The 26,014-nt window shown below is 68.7% G+C and carries 22 protein-coding genes; 15 read left to right on the forward strand and 7 right to left on the reverse strand.

Annotation, left to right across the window (positions count from 1 at the left end):
- Positions 1-80 precede the first annotated feature (80 nt).
- Complete coding sequence (locus tag MRBLMI13_RS14155; protein ID WP_309690579.1) at positions 81-1,280, reverse strand: pyridoxal phosphate-dependent aminotransferase; 1,200 nt, start codon at positions 1,278-1,280, stop codon at positions 81-83.
- Between the two features lie 224 nt (positions 1,281-1,504).
- Complete coding sequence (gene ald, locus MRBLMI13_RS14160) at positions 1,505-2,599, reverse strand: alanine dehydrogenase (RefSeq protein WP_079113380.1); 1,095 nt, start codon at positions 2,597-2,599, stop codon at positions 1,505-1,507.
- Positions 2,600-2,714: 115 nt separating this feature from the next.
- On the opposite strand from ald, the gene MRBLMI13_RS14165 reads away from it, so the two are divergent.
- Positions 2,715-3,224: an Lrp/AsnC family transcriptional regulator gene (locus MRBLMI13_RS14165; RefSeq protein ID WP_367823653.1), complete on the forward strand. Its 510-nt coding sequence runs from the start codon at positions 2,715-2,717 to the stop codon at positions 3,222-3,224.
- 200 nt (positions 3,225-3,424) lie between these two features.
- Entirely contained in the window at positions 3,425-4,480 is a 1,056-nt protein-coding gene (locus tag MRBLMI13_RS14170; RefSeq protein ID WP_309690573.1) for an AraC family transcriptional regulator, read from the forward strand.
- A 448-nt stretch (positions 4,481-4,928) separates the two neighbouring features.
- Here MRBLMI13_RS14170 and MRBLMI13_RS14175 read toward each other — a convergent pair whose 3' ends face one another.
- The 3 genes from MRBLMI13_RS14175 to aceA form a co-directional block, all read right to left on the reverse strand.
- Positions 4,929-5,363 carry a hypothetical protein gene (locus tag MRBLMI13_RS14175; protein WP_367823649.1) on the reverse strand — a complete coding sequence of 145 codons (435 nt, stop codon included), beginning with the start codon at positions 5,361-5,363 and terminating at the stop codon, positions 4,929-4,931.
- 120 nt (positions 5,364-5,483) lie between these two features.
- On the reverse strand, positions 5,484-7,154 hold the full coding sequence (gene aceB, locus MRBLMI13_RS14180) for a malate synthase A (protein ID WP_367823647.1): 1,671 nt from the start codon (positions 7,152-7,154) through the stop codon (positions 5,484-5,486).
- A gap of 22 nt (positions 7,155-7,176) precedes the next feature.
- Positions 7,177-8,502, reverse strand: a complete 1,326-nt coding sequence (gene aceA / locus MRBLMI13_RS14185; RefSeq protein ID WP_367823645.1) for an isocitrate lyase — start codon at positions 8,500-8,502, stop codon at positions 7,177-7,179.
- Positions 8,503-8,638: 136 nt separating this feature from the next.
- On the opposite strand from aceA, the gene MRBLMI13_RS14190 reads away from it, so the two are divergent.
- Positions 8,639-10,090 carry a helix-turn-helix domain-containing protein gene (locus tag MRBLMI13_RS14190; RefSeq protein WP_042539518.1) on the forward strand — a complete coding sequence of 484 codons (1,452 nt, stop codon included), beginning with the start codon at positions 8,639-8,641 and terminating at the stop codon, positions 10,088-10,090.
- 139 nt (positions 10,091-10,229) lie between these two features.
- Here MRBLMI13_RS14190 and MRBLMI13_RS14195 read toward each other — a convergent pair whose 3' ends face one another.
- Positions 10,230-10,892 (reverse strand): amino acid deaminase, encoded by a 663-nt coding sequence (locus tag MRBLMI13_RS14195; RefSeq protein WP_309690562.1) that lies wholly within the window; start codon positions 10,890-10,892, stop codon positions 10,230-10,232.
- Positions 10,893-11,018: 126 nt separating this feature from the next.
- Between MRBLMI13_RS14195 and MRBLMI13_RS14200 the strand changes: the two genes are divergently transcribed.
- From MRBLMI13_RS14200 to MRBLMI13_RS14225, 6 genes are read left to right on the forward strand one after another with little or no spacing between them, the layout of a single operon-like run.
- Positions 11,019-11,663: an HAD family hydrolase gene (locus tag MRBLMI13_RS14200; protein WP_231567493.1), complete on the forward strand. Its 645-nt coding sequence runs from the start codon at positions 11,019-11,021 to the stop codon at positions 11,661-11,663.
- Between the two features lie 52 nt (positions 11,664-11,715).
- Positions 11,716-12,705: a phosphate/phosphite/phosphonate ABC transporter substrate-binding protein gene (phnD, locus tag MRBLMI13_RS14205; RefSeq protein WP_042539522.1), complete on the forward strand. Its 990-nt coding sequence runs from the start codon at positions 11,716-11,718 to the stop codon at positions 12,703-12,705.
- Between the two features lie 22 nt (positions 12,706-12,727).
- Positions 12,728-13,531 carry a phosphonate ABC transporter ATP-binding protein gene (gene phnC, locus MRBLMI13_RS14210; RefSeq protein WP_197065988.1) on the forward strand — a complete coding sequence of 268 codons (804 nt, stop codon included), beginning with the start codon at positions 12,728-12,730 and terminating at the stop codon, positions 13,529-13,531.
- On the forward strand, positions 13,528-14,337 hold the full coding sequence (gene phnE, locus MRBLMI13_RS14215) for a phosphonate ABC transporter, permease protein PhnE (protein WP_042539524.1): 810 nt from the start codon (positions 13,528-13,530) through the stop codon (positions 14,335-14,337). The genes phnC and phnE (MRBLMI13_RS14215) overlap by 4 nt, the downstream gene beginning before the upstream one ends.
- A complete protein-coding gene (gene phnE / locus MRBLMI13_RS14220; protein ID WP_367823641.1) occupies positions 14,334-15,167 on the forward strand; it encodes a phosphonate ABC transporter, permease protein PhnE in 834 nt (277 codons plus the stop codon). Before phnE (MRBLMI13_RS14215) ends, phnE (MRBLMI13_RS14220) begins: the two co-directional genes overlap by 4 nt.
- Positions 15,168-15,195: 28 nt before the next feature.
- Positions 15,196-16,020 (forward strand): MurR/RpiR family transcriptional regulator, encoded by an 825-nt coding sequence (locus tag MRBLMI13_RS14225; protein WP_231567495.1) that lies wholly within the window; start codon positions 15,196-15,198, stop codon positions 16,018-16,020.
- Between the two features lie 14 nt (positions 16,021-16,034).
- Here MRBLMI13_RS14225 and MRBLMI13_RS14230 read toward each other — a convergent pair whose 3' ends face one another.
- Positions 16,035-17,543 carry a PucR family transcriptional regulator gene (locus MRBLMI13_RS14230; protein ID WP_309690547.1) on the reverse strand — a complete coding sequence of 503 codons (1,509 nt, stop codon included), beginning with the start codon at positions 17,541-17,543 and terminating at the stop codon, positions 16,035-16,037.
- A 117-nt stretch (positions 17,544-17,660) separates the two neighbouring features.
- Between MRBLMI13_RS14230 and gabT the strand changes: the two genes are divergently transcribed.
- From gabT to MRBLMI13_RS14260, 6 genes are all read left to right on the forward strand, one after another.
- Positions 17,661-19,028, forward strand: coding sequence for a 4-aminobutyrate--2-oxoglutarate transaminase (gene gabT, locus MRBLMI13_RS14235; RefSeq protein ID WP_367823638.1), 1,368 nt, complete (start codon positions 17,661-17,663; stop codon positions 19,026-19,028).
- A 111-nt stretch (positions 19,029-19,139) separates the two neighbouring features.
- Entirely contained in the window at positions 19,140-20,525 is a 1,386-nt protein-coding gene (locus MRBLMI13_RS14240) for a flavin monoamine oxidase family protein (protein WP_367823636.1), read from the forward strand.
- Positions 20,522-21,406 carry a universal stress protein gene (locus MRBLMI13_RS14245; RefSeq protein WP_056373788.1) on the forward strand — a complete coding sequence of 295 codons (885 nt, stop codon included), beginning with the start codon at positions 20,522-20,524 and terminating at the stop codon, positions 21,404-21,406. The genes MRBLMI13_RS14240 and MRBLMI13_RS14245 overlap by 4 nt, the downstream gene beginning before the upstream one ends.
- Complete coding sequence (locus tag MRBLMI13_RS14250; protein WP_079113370.1) at positions 21,406-22,950, forward strand: APC family permease; 1,545 nt, start codon at positions 21,406-21,408, stop codon at positions 22,948-22,950. The genes MRBLMI13_RS14245 and MRBLMI13_RS14250 overlap by 1 nt, the downstream gene beginning before the upstream one ends.
- A 48-nt stretch (positions 22,951-22,998) precedes the next feature.
- Entirely contained in the window at positions 22,999-24,465 is a 1,467-nt protein-coding gene (locus tag MRBLMI13_RS14255) for an NAD-dependent succinate-semialdehyde dehydrogenase (protein WP_056373784.1), read from the forward strand.
- Between the two features lie 74 nt (positions 24,466-24,539).
- Positions 24,540-25,904, forward strand: coding sequence for an NAD-dependent succinate-semialdehyde dehydrogenase (locus MRBLMI13_RS14260; protein ID WP_309690530.1), 1,365 nt, complete (start codon positions 24,540-24,542; stop codon positions 25,902-25,904).
- Positions 25,905-26,014: the final 110 nt, after the last annotated feature.

Below are 26,014 nucleotides of genomic sequence, written 5' to 3' on the forward strand. Positions count from 1 at the left end.
CCCGGCCATGACGCCGAGACCCCCTCACATCCATGTGGAGTGCGGGGGTCCCGGGTGTCGCGGCAGAGTGGGAGTGCGACTCAGGCGAACAGACGCTGCAGGCGCTGCACGCCCTCGAGGAGCTGGTCGTCGCCGAGCGCGTACGACATGCGGATGTAGCCGGAGGGGCCGAACGCCTCGCCGGGAACCACAGCGACCTCTGCCTGCTCGAGGATGAGGTCGGCGAGTTCGAGCGAAGTGGTCGGCGTCTTGCCGCCCCAGGTGCGGCCGAGCAGACCCTGCACGTCGGGGTAGACGTAGAACGCACCGAGCGGGTTGGGCACGACGAGTCCGTCGATCTTCGACAGCTCCGACACGATCAGGCGGCGACGGCGGTCGAACGCCTCGCGGAACTGCTCGGCCTCGGTCTGGGGGCCGTTGAGTGCGGCGATCGCGGCTTTCTGGGCGACGTTGTTCACGTTGCTCGACAAGTGCGACTGCAGGTTGGCCGCGACCTTGATGGCATCCGCCGGTCCGACCATCCAGCCCACGCGCCAGCCGGTCATCGCGTAGGTCTTCGCGACGCCGTTGACGAGGATCGTCTGGCCGGCGACCTCGGGCACGGCCTCGACGATCGAGGTCGCCTTGACGCCCTCGTAGGTCAGGTTCTGGTAGATCTCGTCGGAGATGACCCAGATCCCGTGCTCGAGAGCCCACTCGCCGATGGCCTTGGTCTCTTCAGCCGTGTAGACGGAGCCTGTGGGGTTCGAGGGGGAGACGAACACGAGCGCGGTGGTGTGCTCGGTGCGAGCGGCCTCGAGCTGCTCGACGGTGACCTTGTAGTCCTGGTCGGCGCCCGCGAACACCTCGACGGGGGTGCCGTCGGCGAGGCGGATCGCCTCGGGGTAGGTGGTCCAGTACGGAGCGGGAAGAAGCACCTCGTCGCCGGGGTTCACCACTGCCTGGAATGCCTGGTACACCGACTGCTTGCCGCCGTTGGTCACGATCACCTGGCTCGGTGACACCTCGAGTCCCGAGTCGCGCAGCGTCTTCGCGGCGATGGCCTCCCGCAACGCCGGAAGACCCGGAGCCGGGGTGTAGCGGTAGCTCGCCGGGTCGGCGAGAGCCTCGGCCGCTGCGTCGACGATGAACTGCGGCGTCGCGAAGTCGGGCTCGCCCGCGGCATACGAGATGACGGGCTTGCCTTCGGCCTTGAGGGCCTTCGCCTTGGCGTCGACCTTGAGGGTCGCGGATTCGGCGATGGCGGAGAGCTTGCGAGAGAGAGGAGCGCGTTCGGTCACGACTACGAGCGTACTCGGGTGGGGCGCCCGGATGACGGGTCGGATGCCGTCAAGAATCGTTGTTCTTTCCGGCGCTCGCCGCGGACTCGACGGGCGCAGCGTCTCGTGCCCGCGGAACTCGTCGGTGAGCGCAGTCGAGATCGCGATCGCCGGCATCAGCACGGCGCCGACGATCGCACCCGGCCGTGAACCCCGCACGGACTATCTGGTGTGTCCGCAGCTGCTCAGGCGGACGTGAGACCGTGGGCCTTCGCCACGGCATCCAGGGTGATGCGTCCTCCCTGGACGTTGAGGCCCTTGGCGAGTGCAGCGTCGTCTGCCGCAGCGCGCTCCCAGCCCTTGCCGGCGATGGCAGAGACGTAGGGGAGGGTGGCGTTGGTCAGAGCCCTCGTGGCGGTCTCGGGCACGGCGCCGGGCATGTTCGCGACGCAGTAGTAGATCGAGTCGTGCACCGCGAAGGTGGGGTCGTCGTGCGTCGTCGGACGGGATCCCTCGAAGCATCCGCCCTGGTCGATCGCGATGTCGACGAGCACCGAGCCGGGCTTCATTCCGGCGACCATGTCGTCGGTGACGAGCTTCGGCGCTGCGGCACCGGGGATCAGCACCGATCCGATCACCAGATCCGCCGTCGCGAGCTCTTCGGCGATGTCGTACCGGCTCGACGCACGCGTCTGGAGAGCGCCGCCGTAACGGTGCTCGAGCTCGCGCAGACGCGGAAGCGAGATGTCGATCACCGTGACCTGGGACCCGAGGCCGAGCGCGTTCGCAGCCGCATGCTCGCCGGCGACGCCGCCGCCGATCACGACGGTCTTGGCCCGCGGGGCTCCTGCGATGCCGCCCATCAGCACTCCGCGTCCCCCCGCGGATCGCATGAGTGAGTATGAGCCCATCGTCACAGAGAGGCGACCGGCGATCTCGCTCATCGGCACGAGCAGAGGCAGGCTGCGGTCGGGCAGCTGCACCGTCTCATAGGCGACGGCCGTGGTTCCCGCGTCGACGAGCGCGGTCGTCAGCGCCCGATCTGCGGCGAGATGCAGATACGTGAAGAGGGTGAGGTCCGAGCGCAGGAATCCGTACTCCTGGGCGATCGGCTCCTTCACCTTGATGAGAAGGTCTGCCTCGCCCCAGGTCTCCTCGGCGGTCTCGACGATCTCGGCGCCGGCGATCCGGTACGCCTCGTCGGAGATGCCTGAGCCGACTCCCGCTCCCGACTGCACGAGCACGCGGTGGCCCTCGTGAACCAGCCGATCGGCACCCGCGGGGGTGAGCGCGGTGCGGTTCTCGTTGTTCTTGACCTCGGTCGGCACGCCGATCTTCATCGATCCTCCAAGTGACGGTTGCGTGAGTGCATCTCAGAATCGCAGAAACGTCGACGATTCGACAGAATGCCTGAAGAACATTCGTTTCACCTGCGAATCCTGCATAATCATTCGCATGGAGACGTCATCCGAAGACCCTCAGTCGAACACCCTTCGGGCGCCGGCACTCGATGCGGTCGATGCCAGGATCGTACAGCTGCTGAGCGCGGACGGTCGGATGACCAACGCAGAGCTCGCGGGCCAGCTCGGAGTGGCACCGTCGACCGCGCACGCCCGCCTGCGCGCACTCGTCGAGCGGGGAGTCATCAGCGGCTTCCACGCGAGCGTCGACGAGCGGATGCTGGGCGCCGGACTGCAGGCCATCATCGGCGTGACCCTGCGTCCCAGCGGGCGCAGGGAGAGCATCGTCGAGTTCGCCGACCGGGTGCGGGTGCTGCCGCAGGTCATCCAGGTGTTCTTCCTCGGCGGAGACGACGACTTCCTGTTGCACATCGCCGTGGCGGACTCCTCGGAGATGCGCGAATTCGTGCTCGAGCACCTCTCTGCGCAGAGCAGCGTCGCCTCGACCCGGACCAGCATCGTGTTCGACTATCACCGCAACTCGGTCGCCGCGTCCTTCCGCTGAGCTGCCGACGTCACCCGCCGTCGGACCGCGCATCCGCCGCCTCGGTGCGCGGGGTCGACGTCGTGCGGGGCTCGGTCGAACGTATATATTGCTGTGCCTCATCGAGCGGAATTATCGTGAGGGCGGGGATTGGGGCGGGCGCAGAAGGCGGCTCGCACCCGCTGGGGGATGCGATGGCACGAGTACTCGATGATGCGGAGATGGCCGCATGGCTGGGTCGGCTCTCAGGCGGACTGTGGTCGCCGCCAGCAGGGGGCGCTGGCGACGGCGCGAGAATCCCGTCGTGGTTCACCGCGCAGACGATGCGCCTGGACGGTGCGCTCGGCATGCTGCAGCTCTCGAACTTCGGCACCATGAAGGCGGCTGATCCGGATGCGTTCGAGGCTGCCCTGCTGCGCAGATCCATCGGCGCCACGATGCTCTACAGCACGCTCGAGACGTCGCACACGGTCAGCTACGAAGTCGGCGCACCGGAGGGCATGGACATCATCATCCTCGGCATGGCGAATCAGGGCGGACAGCGGTTGCGCACCGCCGCGGGCGTGCAGCTGTTGAGCGTCGGGCGGATGGGATTCATGTCGAGTCTCGGGACGTCGTCGATCGAGCATCTCGGTGTGAGCGAGACGACCGGTGTGGTCGTGCCGGTCGCCGCAGTGCCCGGATATCAGCATGTGCTCGCAGCGGGAGCCGACGTCTTTCCCGATACCCCGCTGACCAGGGCCGCAGGAGCCGCTCTGGGGCGCATGTTGTTCGAATGGGCGAAGGATCCTGATCAGGGCGAAGGAGCTCTGGCGGGCACCGAAGCGGCGCTCGTCGCGCTCGTGCGCAGCCTGTTCCGGCAGTTCCCGGGCGACGGCGAGACGGATCGGGCCTCTCTGGTGCGTGCTGAGGCGGACAGGATCATCGAACGACGCCATCGAGATTCGGCATTCGGCATCGCGGAACTCGCAGATGAACTGCATGTCAGCCGTCGCCAGCTCTTCCGGCTGTACGCCGGAATGGACGAGAGTCTTGCCGCGCGGTTGCTTCGTCGGCGGTTGGTGACGGCGCGTGAGCAGCTGGTGTCCGCTCCGCCACAGGATCTCGCGACGGTCGCTGCGCAGTCCGGCTTCGCAGACGCGGCGGCGCTTCGTGCCCAGTTCTCCCGTCACGTCGGGGTGAGCCCGAGTGCGTTTCGGATGGCCGCGCGCACGCAACCCTCGCGGCTTGCCGAAGCGATGCTTCTCAGCGACGAGCAGCCGGGCCCCTCGGTCTGAGTCGGCGGTGTCGGGCGCCGGGCGCCGGAATCGAACGAGGGTCGCCGCGTTCGAGATCGGGGTCTGGTGGGGCCGGCGCGCTGACCGGACGCGGTGCGCAGAGTGACGCGCGACCGCGATTCCGGCGCCAACTGTGGCACAGCGTGCCGGGCTCCGCTCACCCGGTGACGGGACGGTCCGCGGCGCTTTCGGCATCCTGGCCACGTGCATAACCTGAACCTGCCCGTGTCCCCAGGCGGGCCATGACGGCAGGTGAGGGAGAAGCCGCGGCTTCCGACACACCCGTCGTCACGGCTTCCGGACGAGGCGGGATCGCCCGTCCGGAAGCTCGGGGGAAGGCGCGAGAGCGTCGGGCACGACGGATCGTCGGCGCGCAGCGCCGGCGGACGTGCGGGTGCCTCGGTCGGGGGGACCGAGGCACCCGCGAACCCGGCTGCGGAGGATGCTGTCAGGCGCCGAACGACGAGGGCAGTGCGCAGTAGTCGGCGAAGCGTCGGGTCGGATGATCGGGGTCTGAGACATCGACGATCGCCGCGGCGATCGAGTGCGGCGTCTCGTCGCCGGCGAGCTGCCACACGATGAAGTTCCAGAGTCCGCGCGCTGTCGTGCTGAGCAACTCGGGCGGACCCGAGACGATGAGAACGGTGCCGCCGTCGGGTGCGGCGCGGAACGGAGCGATGATGTCGGCGCGCAGTGCCTGCTCGTCGCCGTCTGCGCTGTGCTTCCGCTCGACCTGTTGACCCGCGGACGTCAGGGTGGAGGCGAGGTCGTCCGCTGCGCGGCGTGAGCGCTCGGCATCCGCTCCGGCGACGACGACCAGCCGTCGCCCGCGAGGATACAGATGCAGGAACTCGGAGGAGATGTCGGACCAGACGTCGCTCATGATCTCAGGCTACGCCCGTTCTCGAGGGGCGGATCCGACCCTTCGGCGAACGTCCGGCGTCGCGTGACAGAGCCCCTCGAGTGCCGAACTGCGGCATCCGAGGGGCCCTTGTGCAGAGTGTCAGGCCTCCTCGACGAGGAAGCGGCTGTAGGCGCCGAGCGTCAGGAACGCCGGGAACTCCTCGTGCAGCGCGACATCGCGGAACACCGATGCCGCGTCGTCGAATCGGTCGTCGTCGCGTCGTTCGACCTCGTCGAGCACCTCGCCGATCAAGCCCTCGATGTACTCGGCGGTGATCGGCGTGCCGTCCTCCGTGGTGCGATCCTGGTGGATCCACTGCCACACCTGCGAGCGACTGATCTCGGCGGTCGCGGCATCCTCCATCAGGTTGTCGATGGCCACCGCGCCGAGGCCCCGCAACCACGCTTCGAGGTACCGGATCGCCACAGACACGTTGTCACGCACGCCCTGAGCCGTGATCGGGCGACCGATGTGCAGGTCGAGCAGCTGCGACGCAGTCACGGTGACCTCGGGGAGCTGACGGTCGACCTGGTTCGGGCGATCGCCGAGAACGGCGTCGAATTCGGCCTGCGCGGTCGGGATCAGGTCGGGGTGCGCCACCCATGTGCCGTCGAAGCCGTCGCCGGCCTCGCGCTTCTTGTCGGCCGAGACCTTCTCGATCGCCCGTGCCGTCACCTCAGGGTCGCGCCGGTTCGGGATGAAGGCGCTCATGCCGCCGATCGCGTAGGCGCCCCGCTTGTGGCAGGTCTGCACGAGCAGCTCGGTGTACGCCCGCATGAAGGGAACGGTCATCGTCACCTCGCTGCGGTCGGGAAGCACGAAGCGCGCGCCCCGGCCGCGGTAGTTCTTGATGATCGAGAAGATGTAGTCCCAGCGTCCGGCGTTGAGGCCGGCGCAGTGATCACGCAGCTCGAAGAGGATCTCGTCCATCTCGAACGCCGCGGGCAGGGTCTCGATGAGCACCGTCGCGCGGATCGTGCCGTGCGGGATGCCGATGTACTCCTCGCTGAAAGTGAACACGTCGTCCCACAGCTTCGCCTCTTCGCTCGACTCGAGCTTGGCGATGTAGAAGTACGGTCCGCGGCCGTTCGCGATCAGCTCCCGAGCGTTGTGCAGGAAGTACAGTCCGAAGTCGACGAGCGAACCGGATGCCGCAGTGCGGCGCCCCGCGCGATCGGTGAACTGCAGGTGCTTCTCGGGAAGGTGCCAGCCGCGAGGGCGCATCACGATCGTCGGCGTGCGTTCGGCGGTGACGCGGTACTCCTTGCCCGGCCCTTGCTCGCTCGCTGGTCCGGTGAAGGAGAGCTCGCCGCGGATCGCGTCGCGCAGCGAGAGCTGACCCTCGATGACGTTCTTCCACGTGGGGCTCGTGGCGTCCTCCTGGTCGGCGAGCCACACCCGCGCTCCGGAGTTCAGCGCGTTGATCGTCATCTTCGGATCCGTCGGTCCGGTGATCTCGACCCGACGGTCCTCGAGTCCGGGGCCGGGGCCGGCGACACGCCAGTCGGCATCCTGACGGATGTGCGCGGTGTCGTCGCGGAAGCGCGGGTCGTGCCCGTTGCCGATCTCGAACCGGCGGCGCATGCGGTCGGCGAGCCGGTCGTGACGGCGAGCGGCGAAGCGGTGGTGCAGCTCGGTGAGGAACGCGATCGCCTCGGGGGTGAGGATCTCGTCGTAGCGCTCACGCAGCGGGCCGGTGACGCTGATGGCCGGGCCCTGCTGTGTCGTCTGGATCGGCGCGGTGGTCGGGGGAGCGGTGGGAGTGGTCATGATCTGAGTCCTTTGGAATGGCTTAGTGGAACTGCGCGGCTTCGGTGGAGCCGGCGAGGGCGAGGGTCGCGCTGTCGGGGTTGAGCGCGGTCGAGATGACGTCGAAGTAGCCGGTGCCCGCCTCGCGCTGGTGCTTGGTGGCGGTGTAGCCGTTCGCCTCTGCGGCGAACTCGGCCTCCTGCAGCTCGACGTACGCGCTCATGGCGCGATCGGCGTAGCCGCGGGCGAGGTCGAACATCGAGTGGTTCAGGGCGTGGAAGCCGGCGAGCGTGATGAACTGGAACTTGTAGCCCAGGTCGGCCAGCTCCTGCTGGAACGTCGCGATCTCGGCGTCCGACAGGTGGCGCTTCCAGTTGAAGCTGGGGGAGCAGTTGTAGGCGAGCATCTTGCCGGGGAACTGCTCGTGGATCGCCGCGGCGAACGCACGCGCCAGCTCGATGTCGGGCTCGCCCGTCTCGACCCACAGCAGGTCGGCGTACGGCGCGAACGCCAGGCCGCGACTGATGACCGACTCGATGCCGGGGCGGATGCGGTAGAAGCCCTCGGTCGTGCGCTCGCCGGTGGTGAACTGCTGGTCGCGCTCGTCGACGTCGCTGGTGAGCAGGTCGGCGGCGAGAGCATCCGTCCGGGCGATGATGACCGTCGGGACACCTGCCACGTCGGCCGCGAGGCGTGCCGCGTTCAGCGTGCGGATGTGCTGCTGAGTGGGCACGAGCACCTTGCCGCCGAGGTGGCCGCACTTCTTCTCGCTCGCCAGCTGGTCCTCCCAGTGGATGGCGGCGGCGCCCGCCTGGATCAGCGACTGCGCGAGTTCGTAGGCGTTGAGGGGCCCGCCGAAGCCGGCTTCGGCATCGGCCACGATCGGCGCGAGCCAGTCCTGGGTGATCTCTCCCTCGGCGTGCTCGAGCTGGTCCTGGCGGATCAGCGCGTTGTTGATCCGACGCACGACCGCCGGCACCGAGTTCGCGGGGTAGAGCGACTGGTCGGGGTAGGTCTGGCCGGCGAGGTTGCCGTCGGCGGCGACCTGCCACCCCGAGAGGTAGATGGCCTTGAGGCCTGCCCGCACCTGCTGCACAGCCTGGCCGCCGGTGTAGGCACCGAGCGCCCGCACGTATTCCTCGGTGTGCAGCAGGTTCCAGAGGTTCTCGGCGCCCCGGTGGGCGAGGGTCGCGTCTTCGCGCACCGAGCCGCGGATCCGGATGACGTCTTCGGCCGAGTAGGTGCGCTCGACGCCGTCCCAACGGGGATCCGTCTCCCAGACCTCCCGGAGCTCGGCGGCCGTCTGAACCTGGTCTCCGGCGCGCAGACCTGCGGGGCGGGGGGTGTGATTCTGAGCGGTGTTCGTCATGGTGTCTCCTCCGTTGGATGCCCGGACCGTGAAGCCGGGTGGCGTGTTTCCACTGTGCGTGAAGATCTGGCCTGAAACCGGCCACTCGGCTTGTGAAGATCGCCCGAAATTCTGTTTCTGTGACAGAATCGGCCGCATGAGCACTTCAGCGGTCGAAGAAGACGCCGACTCCCTCACGATCGGTCGACGCATCCGTCAGCTGCGCACCGCGCGGGGAATGACCCTCGACGACCTCGCGGCGGCCGTCGATCGAGCACCGAGCCAGATGTCGATGATCGAGACCGGCAAGCGCGAACCGAAGCTCACCCAGCTTCAAGCGATCGCGCGCGCTCTCGGTGTCACGATCGATGCGCTGCTCGAGGGTGAGCCACTCGACGAGCGCAGCGCGATCGAGATCGCCCTCGAGCGCGCCATGAAAGGCCAGACGTTCCAGGCGCTCGGGATCGAGCCTTTCCGCATCGCCAAGAGCATGCCGACGGATGCGCTGAAGGCGCTGCTCGCGCTGCACGGCGAGATCGACCGGCTCAGGGACGAGCGGGCCGCGACCCCGGAGGAGGCCAGGCGAGCGAACGTCGAGCTGCGTCACCTCATGCGCAGGCAGGACAACCATTTCGCCGACCTCGAGAGCAAGGCCGCCGAGATACTCGCGGCGGTCGGGCACCCGGGTGGACCGCTCACGCAGCGCACCGCATCCGAGATCGCCGCCTATCTCGGATTCACCCTGCACTACGCGCCCGATCTGCCGCAGACCACGCGCAGTGTCGCCGACCTCGCGAACGGGCGGCTCTATCTGTCGAGCAGTGTGCCGGCCAAGGGCGATGCGAGAACGGCTGTGCTGCAGGCGCTGTCCAGCCGCATCCTCGGGCATGCCGAACCGCGCAGCTATGCCGAGTTCCTGCGCCAGCGCGTCGAGACGAACTATCTCACCGGGGCGCTGCTGGTTCCCGAGGCCCACGTGGTGCCCGCCTTGAAGGATGCGAAGTCCCGCAGGGCCATTTCGATCGAAGACCTCCGAGACGCCTACTCGGTGTCGTACGAGACGGCGGCGCATCGGTTCACGAACCTCGCGACCCGCCACCTCGACATCCCGGTGCACTTCCTCAAGGTGCACGAGTCGGGGACGATCACGAAGGCATACGAGAACGACGACGTGAACTTCCCGACGGACAGGCTCGGTTCGATCGAGGGACAGATGTGCTGTCGCCGATGGACGAGCCGTGTCGTGTTCGACGAGGACGACCGCTTCAACCCGTATTACCAGTACACCGACACGGGCAACGGCACCTACTGGTGCACCGCCCGTGTCGAGGCGTCGAGCGAGGGACTGCACTCGGTCAGCGTGGGCGTGCGCTTCGACGACACGAAGTGGTTCGTCGGCCGGGACACCCCGCATCGTGGGGTCTCGAAGCACTCGGTCGAGGTCTGCTGCCGCCGCGCGCCGGCCGACCTCGAGGGGCGGTGGCGCGAGAACTCCTGGCCGAACGTCAAGACTCCTCGCACGCTGCTCGCCACGCTGCCGACCGGTGCCTTCCCCGGGGTCGACACGACGGACGTCTACGAGTTCCTCGAGGCGCACGCACCACGCTGACGTGCCTCAGCCGAGAGTCGCGGGCTTCTTCGGCACCAGGGATACGGCCACCGCCGCGACGATCGCCACGAGTGCGAAGGCGACGAAGTTCCACTCGACGCCGATCAGCATCGTGACCGGCGCGCCTGATGTATGTGGATCACACCGCGTTCCAGCGCAGGCGAGGAGTGCTCGCGAACTCCGTCAGGACGACGCCCGCGTCGGCGACGGGGAACATCGTGATCAGCAGCGGAGTGGTCTCGGAGGCGGCGGCGACCGCGTAGACCAGAGCCGCGGGTCCCTGCTCGCGGGTGACCCCGACGCGGGTGTGTCGCCCGTCGACGGTCGCTGTGCGCGACGATGATGCGCTGTGGAGGATCTCGGATGCGGCGGTGCCTGCCCTGTCGAGCAGTGTGGCGTCTTCGCGCCAGGGCAGGAACGCGTCGGGTGTGAGAGCGCACGCCTCGGCGAGAGCGGTTGTCACCCAGCGGTCGCGCTTGAGCCCGTATGGCGTCTCGACGAGTGACAGCAGATACCCGTAGCAGTGCAGGAGGCCGGCGTTGCCGACGGGCCACTGCGCCCTCATGCCCGCTCGGCGGTGCAACTCGTCGAACAGCGCCGGAGAGATGACGGCCGCGCCGATGTTCTCGTCGATCACGGTCGATCGGCCCCAGGCGTCGAAGCGTCCGTGGGCACGGTCGTCCTCGAGCGAGGCGACGAGCCACGGAAGACTGTCGAGGGCTGTGCGCGCGGCCGTCGCCGAGTCTGACTGCGCGCGGATCGCAGCGGTCGTGAGGTCGTCGATTCCGGACACGGCGTTCACGCTACAAGACTCCGATGGACGGAGTGTTCACACGGCGTTCACACGATCGGGACTTTCTGTCCACAATGACTGACCATGCTGGACGGAGCGTCCGCGAGATCAGAGTGCGGATGCGGAAAGAACACCGTGAACTCCATTCTCCTCTTCGACTTCGACGGCACGATCGCGCTCGGCGACGGCCCCGTTCTCGCCTACGCCACGCAGGTGGCCGCCGCTCTCGACGACGACCACGGCTTCGTCGACGGCATCCGCGAGACGCTCTCCGCTGCTGACGGTGAGGCCCTCGACGGCTACGACGCAGTGCGGCGGGCTGCGGCTGCTCGAGGTGCGGATGCCCGGATGCTCAGCGCCGCGTATCTCGCGAGCCGCGCAGAACTCGCCACCGCAGCGGCTCCGATCACCGCACCCGACGGCCTCGCAGCCTTCCTCGCCGCTGCTGCGGCTGACGCGGAGCTCGTTCTCGTCACCAACGCACCGGCGATCCGCATCGACCAGGCGCTGGACGCGCTCGGCCTCGCCGGGCTCTTCGACCGCATCGTCACGAGTGCGGGCAAGCCGGCCGGTCTCGATGTGTTCCTGGCTGACCTGCCCGCTGATGCGCGGGTGCTGAGCATCGGAGACATCTGGCACAACGACCTCGCCCCCGCCCACGCCCGTGGCCACGAGACCGCGCTGATCGGCGGATTCGCCGACCCCCACGCGACCCCCACCTATCGCGCTGCCGATTTCGCGACGCTGATCCCTCAGCTCACCGCATGGTTGCGTTCCTGAACCCGCACCACTCCACCCTCCCTCACACCCACCACCCCATCGAAGGATGACAATGCGTACCTCCCCCTTCCGCCGGACCGCCGCGGGGCTCGTCGCCGCGGGCGCCCTGCTCGCCGTCGTGCTCACCGGCTGCTCGACCGACACCGCCGCGCCCGACGAGTCCGCCGCCCCCGCTGCCGACCCGGAATCGCTCGTGCTCGCGCTCGTCCCCTCGCAGGACCAGGACGGCCTCGTCGACACCGCAGCTCCGCTCACCGACTACCTCACCGAGGAGCTCGGCATCGAGGTCACGGGTGTGGTCTCCAAGGACTACCAGGCCGCGGTCGAGGCGATGGGAGCAGGTCAGGCGCAGATCGGGTTCCTCCCGTCGCTGCAGCTGTGGCAGGCCAACGACATGTACGACGCATCGGTCGTGCTGCAGACCGAGCGCAACGGCAACATCACCTACCCCGCGCAGTTCATGACGAACAACCCGGACAAGTACTGCGACGACGAGCCGGTCGAGCGCGACGGGATGCTGTTCTGCAACGGCGCCGACGCCATGTCGGGTCCTGCCGGTCTCGACAGCATCGACAAGGTCGAGGGCGCGAAGGTCGCGTTGCTCGGACCCGGCTCGCCGGCCGGCTACATCTACCCGGTCCTCGCGCTGCAGGAGGCGGGACTCGACACCGACACCGACATCCAGCAGATCCCCGTGACAGCGAACGACGCGTCCGTGCTAGCGGTCTACAACGGCGACGCCGAGGTCGGCTTCAGCTTCTGGGATGCCCGCACGATCGTGCAGAAGGACACCCCCGATGTGGGTCAGAAGGTCGTCGTCTTCGCCCTGACGGAGGAGATCCCGAATGACGGCGTCGCGCTGTCGTCCGACCTGTCGCCCGAGCTGCAGGACCGCATCTCCACGGCTCTCGAAGACTTCTCGAACACAGAGGAGGGCTCCGAGATCCTCACGAGCATCTACTCGATCACGAAGCTCGCGCCCGCCGATCCCGAGTCGCTCGACGTCGTCGCCCGCGCAGCCCAGGCACTGGGGCTCCAGTAAATTGTCCGATCAGATCCAGCACGTGGACGCCGCAGCCCAGGCTGCGGCGTCCACGCCGTGGTCCATCCGTCTCGATGGCGTCACGGTGCGATACCCGAACGGGACGGTCGGTCTCGACCGTGTCTCGCTGGACATCGACGCCGGAGAGATGGTCGCGGTCGTGGGCCTCTCGGGGTCGGGCAAGTCCACTCTCATCCGCACGATCAACGGCCTCGTGCCGGTGACGAGCGGAACGCTGGACGTCGGCGAGCACCGCGTCAGCGGAGCCTCGCCCCGCACTCTGCGACGCCTGCGCGGCGACATCGGCATGGTGTTCCAGGGGTTCAACCTCGCAGGCCGGGCGAGCGTGCTGCAGAACGTGCTCGTCGGGCGTCTCGCCCACACGCCCCTGTGGCGCACCCTGCTCGGCGCCTACCCCGACGCCGACCGGCAACTGGCCTATCAGGCGCTCGACCGTGTCGGCATCCTGCCGAAGATCCACTCGCGCGCATCCGACCTCTCGGGTGGGCAACAGCAGCGCGTCGCCATCGCACGCGCACTGGCGCAGGAGCCGCGCATCGTCCTGGCCGACGAGCCGGTCGCGAGCCTCGACCCGCCGACCGCGCACGGTGTCATGAACGACCTTCGCCGCATCAATCGGGACCTCGGCATCACCGTACTGGTCAACCTGCACCTGCTCGACCTCGCCCGCGAATACGGAGCGCGGATGATCGGCATGCGCGCGGGGAGGATCGTCTACGACGGTCCGGCAGCGAGCGCGACGGATGCCGACTTCGAGAGCATCTACGGCCGATCCCTCACCGCCGACGATCGGCTCGACACGTGACCGAGGCGACACCGGCACCGCTCGAGATACCTCGGCGGCCGTCCGGCGCGTGGCGTGGGCCCGTGATCCTGCTGGCCATCGTCGCCATCACCGTGGTCATGTGCCTGCCCGGCATCGGCATCGGGGTCGACCTCTCGGCCATCGCGCGCAACTGGCAGAACGGCGCCGACAAGATCATCAAGCTGCTGATGCCCGACTGGAGCTTCTTCCCGCGCACGCTCCCGCCGCTCATCGAGACGCTGCAGATGGCCGTCATCGCGACGGCGATCGGCGCGGTGATCTCGCTGCCGCTGAGCTTCTGGGCGGCTCGCGCCACCAACCCGAACGCTCCGGCGCGCATCATCGTGCGCGGCATCCTGAACGTCATCCGCAGCGTCCCCGACCTGCTCTACGCGGCGATCCTCGTCGCAATGGTGGGTGTCGGCGCGCTCCCCGGCATCCTCGCGCTGCTGCTGTTCAATGTCGGAATCATCGTCAAGCTCGTCTCGGAGGCGATCGACACCAACGATCGGGGTCCGCTCGAGGCGGGCCGCGCGGTCGGAGCCACTCAGACGAAGATCAACCGCACGCTCGCGCTCCCGGACGCCTGGCCGGCGTTCGCGAACCAGACCCTCTACGTCTTCGAGCTCAACGTCCGCGCCTCGACGGTGCTCGGTCTGGTCGGCGCCGGCGGCATGGGCCTGCTCATCGACGCCGTCCGCACGTTCTACCGCTACGACCAGCTCTCGCTCATCATCCTGGAGATCCTCATCGTCGTCATCGTGATCGACCTCGTCTCCGACGCCATCCGACGGAGGCTCGTATGACCACCGTGCTCACTCCGCCTCCTGCCATCACCGTCATCCCCGACAGGCCGCGACGCCCGTGGCTCGTTGCCTCGTGGATCATCGTCACCGCCATCGTCGTGCTGGCTTTCTGGTCGATCGACATCAACTGGGCACGTCTCGCCGACCTGCCTGCGGAGATCGTCCGCTACACGTTCCTGATGTTCGGCAGCCCGAACTGGGAGAAGCTGCCCGAGGCGCTCTGGCAGACCTGGCGCAGCATCGAGATGGCGTGGGTCGGTATGATCCTCGGCATCCTGCTCGCGACCCCCATCAGCCTGCTCGCCGCGCGCGGATTCGGCCCCGCCTGGCTGCGCGCGCTGCTGCGCGGCCTGTTCTCGCTCATCCGGGCCGTTCCCGAGATCATCATCGCGATCGTGATCCTGTCGGTCACCGGGCTCACGCCGTTCACGGGTGCGCTCGCGCTGGCGATCAACGGCATCGGCACACTCGGCAAGTGGGGATACGAAGCGGTCGAGGCCGTGCCGTCCGGGCCGATCGAGGCCGCACGCGCGGCCGGTGGCGGTACCCTGCAGGTGCTGCGTTGGGGTGTCTGGCCGCAGGTCGAGCCCGCGTTCTGGTCGTTCTGGCTGTATCGCTTCGAGATCAACGTGCGCTCGTCGGCGGTGCTCGGTCTGATCGGCGTCGGCGGAATCGGTGACATGCTCACCTCCTATACCCAGTACCGTGAGTGGTCGACGGTGGGCGTCCTGCTCATCGTGGTCGTCGCTGTCACGATGCTGATCGATGCCGTGTCCGGCGCGATCCGCCGCCGGATCATGGAGGGAGCCCGCGCCCGTGTTCTCTCCTAGCGCCCCACCCACCGCTCGAATCGCCGCGGTGCTCAACACCCTGCAGCCCGCCGAACGCCGCGTCGCCGAGCTGATCGTCGAGTCGGCGGAGGCGGTGGTCGAATGGACCGCCCAGGAGCTCGCCGACCGAGCGGGTGTCGGCCGCGCCACGGTCGTGCGTGCGTGCCAGAGCTTCGGCTACCGCGGATACCCGCAGCTGCGCGTCGCGCTCGCCTCCGAACTCGGCAGCGGGCCGGGGGAGGCGGGCATCGACCACGGGCCGGGCGCGCTCGGGCGGATGCGGGGCGAGATCGATCGCGTCGCGGCATCCCTTCCGGCCCTCGCGAGCCTGCTCGACGCGGATGCCGTGAGCGAGGCCGTGCGGCTCGCAGCGTCCGCTCGCCGGCTGCTCGTGCTCGCGAACGGTCTGTCCTCGCCCATCGCGAACGACCTCGCCATGCGGCTGACCGCGTCGGGTCGTGCGGCGGAGTTCATCGCGGATGCCATCGCGCAGCAGATCGCCGCACGTCATCTCACACCCGACGACGTCTGCCTCATCGTCAGCGGATCGGGCGCGAACGAGGCGAGCCTGCGCGTCGCGACCGCGGCAGCCCGGGGCGGTGCGACGGTGATCGCCCTCACCTCCTTCGCCTCATCGGCGCTGACCGAGGCCGCGACGCTGTCGCTCGTGATCGCCCCGACCGGGGTGAGCTTCCGCGACGAGCTCGAGCACACCTCGCGCGTCGCATATCTGGTGTTCGCCGAGGTGTTCGCCGCCGCCGTCACGGCGGAGCGGGGCGCGGATGCCGTGCAGGCGCGGGCTCATGCGCTCGAGGTCGTCTCCGACAACCTCGGCGAGGGTGCGGGGGAGTAGCGACGCCGAAGGCGTCAGTCCCGAGCCGTCTGCAGCAGCGCCCACAGCTCTGCGCGGGCGGGGAACGACGACAGATCGCTGCCGAGCAGGGCGCCGGCCTGCGTGATCCGCGACCGCAGCGTGTGACGGTGCACCCCGAGAGCAGCGGCCGCCGGATCGGCCTTCGCATCGTGCTCGAGCCAGGTTCGCAGAGAGCGTTCCAGGTCGCCGCCGGATCGCGCATCGTGGTCGCGCAGGGGAGCGAGGCGCGACTCGGCGACCAGGCGAGCCTCGTCGGTCGCGAGCGCGCTGAGGATGCTGGATCCTGCCGCATCGGCGAAGTGGAAGACCCCTGTGCCGGACTGCTGGCGCAGGGCCGCGAGCGCCTGAGCGTGGGCACGCGAGAACGCGTCGTACGACTCCGAGCCCGATGCGCCGACGCGGATGCCGAAACGTGCGGCGACCTCGTCGAGCAGTGCGTCGTCGGCCATCGACACGCAGAGCACGACGCCCTCCGGCGACTCGGCGAGGAAACTGGCGGTGCCGTGCTCGGCGCGGCGGCGGTCCCACCAGTCGGCGAACGGTCCGGTCGGTGCGTCCGCGGCGATCGCCACCACGACGGGCGCCGACGGCATGCCGCCGAGCACCTTCCGTGCAAGGGACGGGTCGTCATCGAGCAGAGAGCTCAGCAGCTGCGAGTTCAGCCGACGCTTGCTGCGGGCGAGCTGGTCGCTCTGCTCGAGGGCGAGCCCGGCCATCGCGATCACCGAGGTCACGACCGTGCGCGCCTCGGCGTCGAGCGCATCGACGGCCAGCGCGATCACTCCCCGCAGGTGTCCGCCGCGGCCGACCGTGAAGAGCGTGAACGTCTCATCGTCGATCGTCAGCGACTGCCCTGCTTCGAGTCCGCGGGTGAGGATCTCGGTGGCGCGTTCGCCGAGCTCGGTCAGGCGGCCCGCAGACACGGCTGACCGGGGGTGCGACAGCTGCAGAGCACCGGCCGCGTCGTACATGCCGACCCAGACGCCGAGGCGACGGCCGAGTTCGGCGACGGTCGCGTCGAGTCCCCGCGGGCGGAGAGCCGCCAGTGCGAGCGCGCGCTGGGTGTCGAGCGCCCATGATCTGCGGGCATATGCCTGAGCGGCGATGGCCTCGGAGTGTGCGCGGGCGACCGCGATGAACGGTGTGCGGTAGGGCACCTCGAAGAGAGGGATCCCGCGGCGTGCGCACTCGAGGATCAGCTCCTCCGGGATCCCTGCGCGGTGCACGTCCGTGCCGAATCCGAGGCCGAGCACCCCGCGATCCGCGAGCCGCCCCACGTAGACATCGACGTCGGTGCCGGCGTCGAACTGGGTGCCTGTGGTCAGCAGAGCAAGATCCTCGGCGAGGAACGGCGTCGGGTCGGCGAGGTCGGAGCTGTGCACCCAGCGCAGTGGACGATCGAGGGCGCCGGCCGGAAGGTCTTCTTCGGCCGAGATCAGGCCGAGTCCGAGGTCACGACGTCGGAAAAGGGCGCGCAGGGTGGGCTGCTCGGTGTCATCCATGCGACGCTCCTCTCTCGTCTCCGCGGTCAGCGCGTTATACGGTCGGGCGATGATCTCTTCGAGATTGTACAGCCGGGCGAATGCGCCCACGGCGGATCCGGTCGTACGCTCACGAACATGGCTCTCCTCGACACCGCAGCTGTTGCAGTCCCCCTCGGCGGACCCGACCTCCCCCAGGAGCGTCGCCTCGTGACCGAACTCCCCGGCCCCCGATCGGCCGAGATCCTCGCCCGCAAGGCGGATGCCGTCGCCGCAGGCGTCGGGCACACCGTTCCCGTCGCCGCCGTCGCGGCCGGCGGGGGAGTGGTCGTCGACGCCGACGGCAACTCGCTGATCGACCTCGGCTCGGGCATCGCCGTGACGACGGTCGGCAACGCGCACCCCAAGATCGCCGCAGCGGTGGCCGCCCAGGCCGCGCAGTTCACGCACACCTGCTTCATGATCTCGCCGTACGAGTCGTACATCGAGGTGGCCGAGGCGCTGAACCGTCTCACCCCCGGTGATTTCGCCAAGAAGACCGCCCTGTTCAACTCGGGCGCCGAGGCTGTCGAGAACGCGATCAAGATCGCCCGCAAGCACACCGGTCGCCAGGCGGTCGTCGCCTTCGACCACGGCTACCACGGCCGCACCAACCTGACGATGGCGCTGACCGCCAAGTCGATGCCCTACAAGAGCGGCTTCGGCCCGTTCGCCCCCGAGGTCTACCGCGCACCGATGTCGTACCCGTTCCGCGACGGGCTCGAGGGCGGCGAGGCTGCGGCCCGCGTCATCCTGCAGATCGAGAAGCAGATCGGCGCAGACAACCTCGCCGCCGTGATCATCGAGCCCATCCAGGGCGAGGGCGGCTTCATCGTGCCGGCCGACGGATTCCTGCCCGCGATCGCCGACTGGTGCCGCGCCAACGGCGTCGTCTTCATCGCCGACGAGGTGCAGACCGGCTTCGCCCGCACCGGCCACATGTTCGCGAGCGAGATCTTCGGCATCGAGCCCGACCTCATCACGACCGCGAAGGGCATCGCCGGCGGTCTGCCGCTCGCCGCCGTCACCGGGCGCTCCGAGATCATGGACGCCTCGCACGCGGGCGGCCTCGGCGGCACCTACGGCGGCAACCCGATCGCCTGCGCCGCAGCGCTCGCCGCGATCGACGTCTTCGAGAACGACGGCGTGATCGAGCGCGCCCGTGAGATCGGCGAGATCCTGGTGCAGCGTCTCGGCTCCATGCAGGAGAAGGATGCCCGCATCGGTGACATCCGCGGTCATGGCGCGATGATCGCGGCCGAGTTCGTCGACCCCGAGACCAAGGCGCCTGACGCCGCCCTGACCGCTGCTGTCGCGAAGGCGTGCGTCGCCCAGGGGGTCATCGTCCTCACCTGCGGCACGTACGGCAACGTCATCCGCTTCCTGCCGCCGCTGTCGATCGGCGACGACCTGCTCAACGAGGGCCTCGACGTCGTCGCGGCCGCACTCGCCGCGAACGCGGCCTGACAGACCAGCGGTCGCGCTCAGTCGTGACCGCCACCACACGTCCGGCCGCGACGAGGATCGGGGGATTTCGAGTCGCGGCCGGCACACACATTTCCAATGAAGGAGAAGCAGATGGCTGAGATCACTCGTGACGTGCTGATCGTCGGAGCCGGAGCCGCAGGGCTCACGGCCGCGAACGACCTGCGCAAGGCAGGCCTGTCGGTCGCCGTCCTCGAGGCGCGTGACCGCGTCGGCGGCCGTCTGTGGACCGACGTCATCGACGGCGCCATGCTCGAGATCGGCGGCCAGTGGGTCTCGCCCGATCAGGATGCCCTGAAGGACACGATCGAGGAGCTGGGGCTCGAGACCTACAGCCGCTATCGCGAGGGCGACAGCGTGTACGTCGGCCCCGACGGACAGACGCACCGCTTCACGGGCGAGATGTTCCCGGTGTCCGCCGAGACCGAGGCCGTCATCGCCGAGATCACCGAGCGTCTCGACGCCATGGTGGCCGAGATCGACCCCGACCGCCCCTGGGAGCACGCGAAGGCGAAAGAGTGGGACTCGGTCACGTGGGATGCCTGGCTGCGCGCGCAGACCGACGACGACGAGGCGGTGCGCAACCTGGCATTCGCCACCGGATCCGCGATGCTCACGAAGCCCACGCACTCGTTCTCGCTGCTGCAGTCGCTGCTGATGGCGGCATCCGCCGGTTCGTACTCGAACCTCGTCGACGCCGACTTCATCCTCGACAAGCGCGTCGTCGGCGGCCTGCAGAAGGTGCCGCTGCTGCTCGCCGAGCGCCTCGGGGACGACGTGCTGCTGAACCAGCCGGTGCGGTCGCTCGAATGGAGTGCCGACGGCGTGACCGCGACGACCGATGACACCACGGTGCGCGCGCGCTTCGCGATCCTCGCGCACGCCCCGATCCTCTACAGCCGCATCGCCTTCGTGCCGCCGCTGCCGCGTCGCCAGCACCAGATGCACCAGCACATCTCGATGGGCTTCGTGATCAAGGTGCACGCCGTCTACGACCGCCCGTTCTGGCGCGAACAGGGCCTCAGCGGCACCGCGTTCAGCCCCTACGAGCTCGCGCACGAGGCGTACGACAACACCAACCACGGCGACGAGCGGGGCACCCTGGTCGGCTTCGTGAGCGACCAGAACGCCGACGACCTGTTCACGCTGTCGGCAGAGGAGCGCAGAGAGCGGATCCTCGAGTCCCTCTCGCACTACTACGGCGACGAGGCGAAGAACCCGGTCGTGTACTACGAGAGCGACTGGGGCACGGAGGAGTGGACCCGCGGCGCGTACGCGGCGAGCTTCGACATGGGCGGACTGCACCGCTACGGCGCCGACCTGCGTTCGGCCGTCGGACCCATCCACTTCGCCTGCAGTGACATGGCGGGCGCCGGATACCAGCACGTCGACGGCGCGATCCGCATGGGGCACCTCGTCGCATCGACCATCGTCGAAGCCACGCGTGCCGCGGGCGACGCCGCCGAGGTCGACGGATGACCGGCGCGATCGTCGTCGGCTACACGGCGACGGATGCGGGAGCCGATGCCGCAGCGCTCGGCGCACGGCTCGCGCGCAGCCTCGGAGCGGTGCTGCACCTGGTGATCGTGCTTCCCTCTGAGGGCACCCGCAACGCGGCGGTTCCGCCCGAGCGGGCGTACGAAGAGCACATCCGCCGGCAGGCGAAGGAGTGGCTCGAGGATGCCGTCGTCCGGCTGCCGCAGGAGCTCACCCGCACGGGTCATGTGCGCTTCGCCGAGTCGTTCGCGGAAGGGCTCATCGCCGCCGGCGAGGAGTTCGATGCGCGGCTGATCGTCATCGGCACCGCCGGCGGCAGCATCTTCGGACGCCACCGTCTCGGCAGCGTCGCCTCTGAGCTGCTGCACTCGTCGACCATCCCCGTCGCGCTCGCCCCGGCCGGCACGGCGGAGCAGGACGACCACGTGCTCCCGCGGGTGACGGCGGCGGTCGGCAACCGCGCCGGCGCAGACAATCTCCTCGACGAGGCCGCTGCGATCGCGACCGAGTCGCGCGTCGGTCTGCGTCTGGTCTCCCTCGTGCCGTTCGACGTGCCCCCCGGTCTCGACACCGGGGCGATCCGCGTGGTCGGCGACGAGCACGCGAACGAAGTTCTCGAGATCGCCAAGGGTCTGCTGCCCGAAGAGCTCAAGGCCGAGGTCGAAGAAGCCCCCGGCGACACGGTCGAGGACGCCGTCGCTCATCTGTCGTGGCTGCCCGGCGAGGTCGTCCTCGTCGGTTCCAGCCGCCTGGCGCAGCCGCGCCGCCTGTTCCTGGGCTCGACCGCAGCGAAGATGCTGCACGAACTGCCCGTGCCCATGATCGTCGTCCCGCGCACGCGCGCCGAAGCAGGAGTCCGCTGATGAGCAGCTCGAACCGGGCGACGGAGCCCGCATCCGGTGTGACGACCGGCATCTCGCAGAAGGGCCTGCGCGCGGGGGCCGTCGGAGTCCTCGGAGCCGTCGTGATCGGCGTCTCCACGATCGCCCCGGCATATACCCTCACCGCATCGCTCGGCCCGACCGTCGCTGTCGTCGGCACCCAGGTTCCGGCGATCATCCTCGTCGGCTTCATCCCGATGCTCCTGACCGCGTTCGGCTATCGCGAGCTCAACCGCATGATGCCGGACTCGGGCACCTCGTTCACGTGGGGAGTGCGAGCCTTCGGCCCGTGGATCGGCTGGATGACGGGGTGGGGCCTGATCGCCGCCACCGTGATCGTGCTGTCGAACCTCGCCGGCATCGCCGTCGAGTTCCTCTTCCTGCTGATCGCACAGCTCAGCGGCAACCCCGAGATCGCCGACCTGGCCTTCAACCCGATCATCAACGTCGTCGTGTGCCTGCTCTTCATGCTCGGCGCGACGCTCGTGTCGTACCGCGACATGCAGACGACGCAGAAGTTCCAGTACATCCTCGTCGGCTTCCAGGTGCTGGTGCTCGTGATCTTCGCCACCGTCGCGATCGTCAAGGCCGTCTCCGGCGATGCCCCCGAGCCCACGGCGTTCTCGTGGTCGTGGTTCAACCCGTTCGAGGTGCCGTCATTCAGCGCCTTCGCCGCCGGGCTCTCCCTGTCGATCTTCATCTTCTGGGGCTGGGACGTCGTCCTCACCATGAACGAGGAGACGAAGGACCCCGAGAAGACTCCCGGTCGTGCGGCGATGGTCACCGTCGTCGTCGTGGTCAGCCTCTACCTGCTGCTCGCGATCGGTCTCATCATGTTCGCCGGTGTCGGCACGGGCGACTACGGGCTCGCGAACGAGGACATCTCGGCGAACGTGTTCTTTGCGCTGTCCGACCCGATCCTGGGCCCGCTCGCGTTCCTCGTCTCGCTCGCGGTGCTGTCGAGCTCGGCGGCGTCGCTGCAGTCGACCGCCGTCGGCCCCGCCCGCACGCTGCTGGCGATGGGGCACTACGGCGCCCTGCCGAAGAAATTCGCACGGGTCAGCCCGCGCTTCTTCACGCCCGGCTATTCGACGATCGTCTCGGCCGTCGTCGCTTCGGTCTTCTACGCCGTGATGCGACTGGTGAGCGAGAACGTGCTCACCGACACCATCCTGTCGCTCGGCATGATGATCTGCTTCTACTACGGCCTCACCGCGTTCGCGTGCGTCTGGTACTTCCGCAAGCAGTGGTTCGACTCGGCCAGGAGCTTCTTCTTCACGTTCCTGTTCCCGCTCGTCGGCGGCGCGATCCTCGCCGTGCTGTTCGTGACGACGCTCATCGACTCGATGGACCCCGCGTACGGCAGCGGTTCGAGCATCGGCGGGGTCGGGCTCGTGTTCGTCCTCGGCGTCGGCATCATCGCGATCGGCATCGTCATCATGATCTGGCAGTCGATCAAGCGCCCGGCGTTCTTCCGCGGCGAGACGCTCAGCATGGATGCTCCCGCGAGCATCCGCAGACGCTGACCGCATCCGCGGCATCCGCCTTCCTTCCTTCCCACAGAAAGAGATTCCATGAGCACTCAGACTGAGCAGGCGCTGCTCGACAGCATCCCCACCGGCCTCTTCATCGGGGGAGAGTGGATCGACGGCGAGACCGGCGGCACGTTCGACGTGATCGACCCGGCGACCGGAGCGGTGATCCGGACGATCGCGGATGCGACCCCCGGCGACGGCATCCGTGCGCTGGATGCGGCCGTCGCCGCGCAGGATTCGTGGGCGGCGACGGCACCGCGCACCCGCAGCGAGATCCTGCGCCGTGCGTTCGACCTCGTGCAGGAGCACAAGGAGGACCTCGCGCTGCTGATGACGCTCGAGATGGGCAAGCCGCTCGCCGAGGCACGAGGAGAGGTCGGCTACGGCGGCGAGTTCCTTCGGTGGTTCAGCGAGGAGGCGGTGCGCATCAGCGGCCGCTACGGCATCAATCCCGAGGGCACCGGCCACATGGTCGTCTCGCAGCGTCCTGTGGGCCCCTCGTTCTTCGTGACGCCGTGGAACTTCCCCTTCGCGATGGCGACGCGCAAGATCGCCCCTGCCCTCGCCGCCGGCTGCACCGTGGTCATCAAGCCACCGGCACTCACGCCGCTGACGACGATGTTCTTCACCTCGCTGCTCGAGAAGGCGGGCCTCCCCGCCGGTGTCGTCAACGTGGTGCAGACGTCGAAGTCGTCGGCGCTGTCGGCCCCGATCATCGCCGACCCGCGTCTGCGCAAGCTGTCGTTCACGGGTTCGACCGAGGTGGGCCGCAAGCTCATCGCCCAGGCCGCCGAGGGCGTGCTGCGCGTGTCGATGGAGCTCGGCGGCAACGCCCCGTTCGTCGTCTTCGACGATGCCGACCTCGACAAGGCGGTCGACGGCGCGCTTGCCGCGAAGTTCCGCAACATCGGCCAGGCCTGCACCGCCGCCAACCGCTTCATCGTGCACCAGGACGTCGCCGACGAGTTCGCCCGCAAGGTCACCGAGCGCGTGAAGGCGATGAAGATCGGCCGCGGCACCGAAGAGGGCGTGGCCATCGGACCGCTCATCGACGAGGACGCCGTCGCGAAGGCCGGCGAGCTCGTCGATGACGCCGTCGAGCGCGGAGCAACGCTGCTCGCCGGAGGCAAGGCGCTCGAGGGCACCGGCACCTTCTACGAGCCGACCGTGCTCACCGACGTGGTCGCAGGTTCCGCGATCCTTCGGGAGGAGATCTTCGGCCCGGTGCTCGCGATCGCGACCTTCGAGACGGAGGACGACGCCGTGCGCCTCGCGAACGACACCGAGTACGGGCTCGTCTCGTACGTGTTCACCGAGAACCTGCAGCGCGGGCAGCGGATGATCGACAAGCTCGAGACCGGCATGATGGGTCTGAACGTCGGCGTCGTGTCGAATGCAGCTGCCCCCTTCGGCGGCGTCAAGCAGTCGGGCGTCGGCCGCGAGGGCGGTCTCGAGGGCATCCACGAGTACCTGTCGACCAAGTACACCCTGATCCCGATCTCCTGATCCTTCCGGTCGTCGGGCGGGCGGAGCTCCGCTCCGCGCTCGACGACCGGGAACCGAACGAGAGGAAGAAGAACATGACCGATTACGCCGTCATCAACCCCGCCACCGGAGAGACGCTGGCGTCCTTCGACACGTTCACGGATGCGCAGATCGAGGAGGCACTCGCGGCCGCCGACGCCGCGCACCGCGACTGGTCGCGTTCCTCGACCGTGGCTGAGCGCGCAGCGCTGCTCCGTCGGGCAGCCGAGCTGCACCGCGAGCGTCGCGAGCAGCTCGCCGACGTGTTCGTGCGCGAGATGGGCAAGCCGCGCGAGGCGGCACTCGGAGAGGTCGACTTCGCCGCCGACATCGCCGAGTACTACGCAGACCAGGCCGAGGCGATCATGGCCGACCAGCCGATCGCCATCCTCGGAGAGGGCTCGGCGATCGTCCGCAAGTCGTCGCTCGGACCGCTCGTCGGGATCATGCCGTGGAACTTCCCGGCGTACCAGATCGTCCGCTTCGCGGCGCCGAACCTGATCGTCGGCAACACGATCCTTCTGAAGCCCGCGCCGCAGTGCCCCGAGTCGTCGACCGCGATCGAGGCGATCTACCACGACGCCGGATTCCCGAAGGGCGCCTACCAGAACGTGCTCGCGACGAACGAGCAGATCGCCGACATGATCGCCGACCCGCGCGTGGCCGGCGTCTCGCTCACGGGCTCGGAGCGCGCAGGCGCCGCGGTCGCCGAGATCGCCGGGCGCAACCTCAAGAAGGTCGCGCTCGAACTGGGCGGCTCAGACCCCTTCATCGTGCTGTCGACCGACGACCTCGACGCCACGGTGCAGGCCGGCGTCGACGCGCGTCTCGACAACAACGGACAGGCGTGCAACGGCGCCAAGCGCTTCATCATCGTCGACGGTCTGTACGACGAGTTCGTCGAGAAGTTCACCGCTGCGATGGCGGCCGTGCAGCCCTCGGACCCGACACTCGACGACACCGTGCTCGGGCCCGTCTCATCTGAGACGGCGGCCGAGAACCTGCAGAAGCAGATCGACCAGGCCGTCGAGCAGGGCGCGACGCTGCTGACCGGCGGAACCCGCGACGGAGCGTTCTTCGCGCCGACCGTGCTGGCCGATGTGACGCCCGAGATGAACGTCTACCGTGAGGAGCTCTTCGGCCCCGCCGCGGTCGTCTACCGGGTCGCCGACGAGGACGCCGCCGTCGCTCTCGCGAACGACACGACCTTCGGTCTCGGCTCGTACGTCTTCACCACCGACGCCGAGCAGGCCGAGCGCGTCGCCGACAACATCGAGGCGGGCATGGTCTACGTCAACCTCGTGCTGGCCGACAGCCCGGAGCTGCCGTTCGGCGGCATCAAGCGCAGCGGCACCTCGCGCGAGCTCGGCCACCTCGCGGCCGACGAGTTCGTCAACAAGAAGCTCATCCGCATCGGCTGAGCGACGCTCAGCGCACGGAGGGGCGGATGCTGCGGCATCCGCCCCTCCGTGCGCACGGTGCCCGGTTCCTGACGCGTCCGGGGTTCGACGGATGCCGGAGCCCGCATGCG

This window comes from Microbacterium sp. LMI13-1-1.1, assembly GCF_040815625.1.
Taxonomy (GTDB): domain Bacteria; phylum Actinomycetota; class Actinomycetes; order Actinomycetales; family Microbacteriaceae; genus Microbacterium; species Microbacterium forte.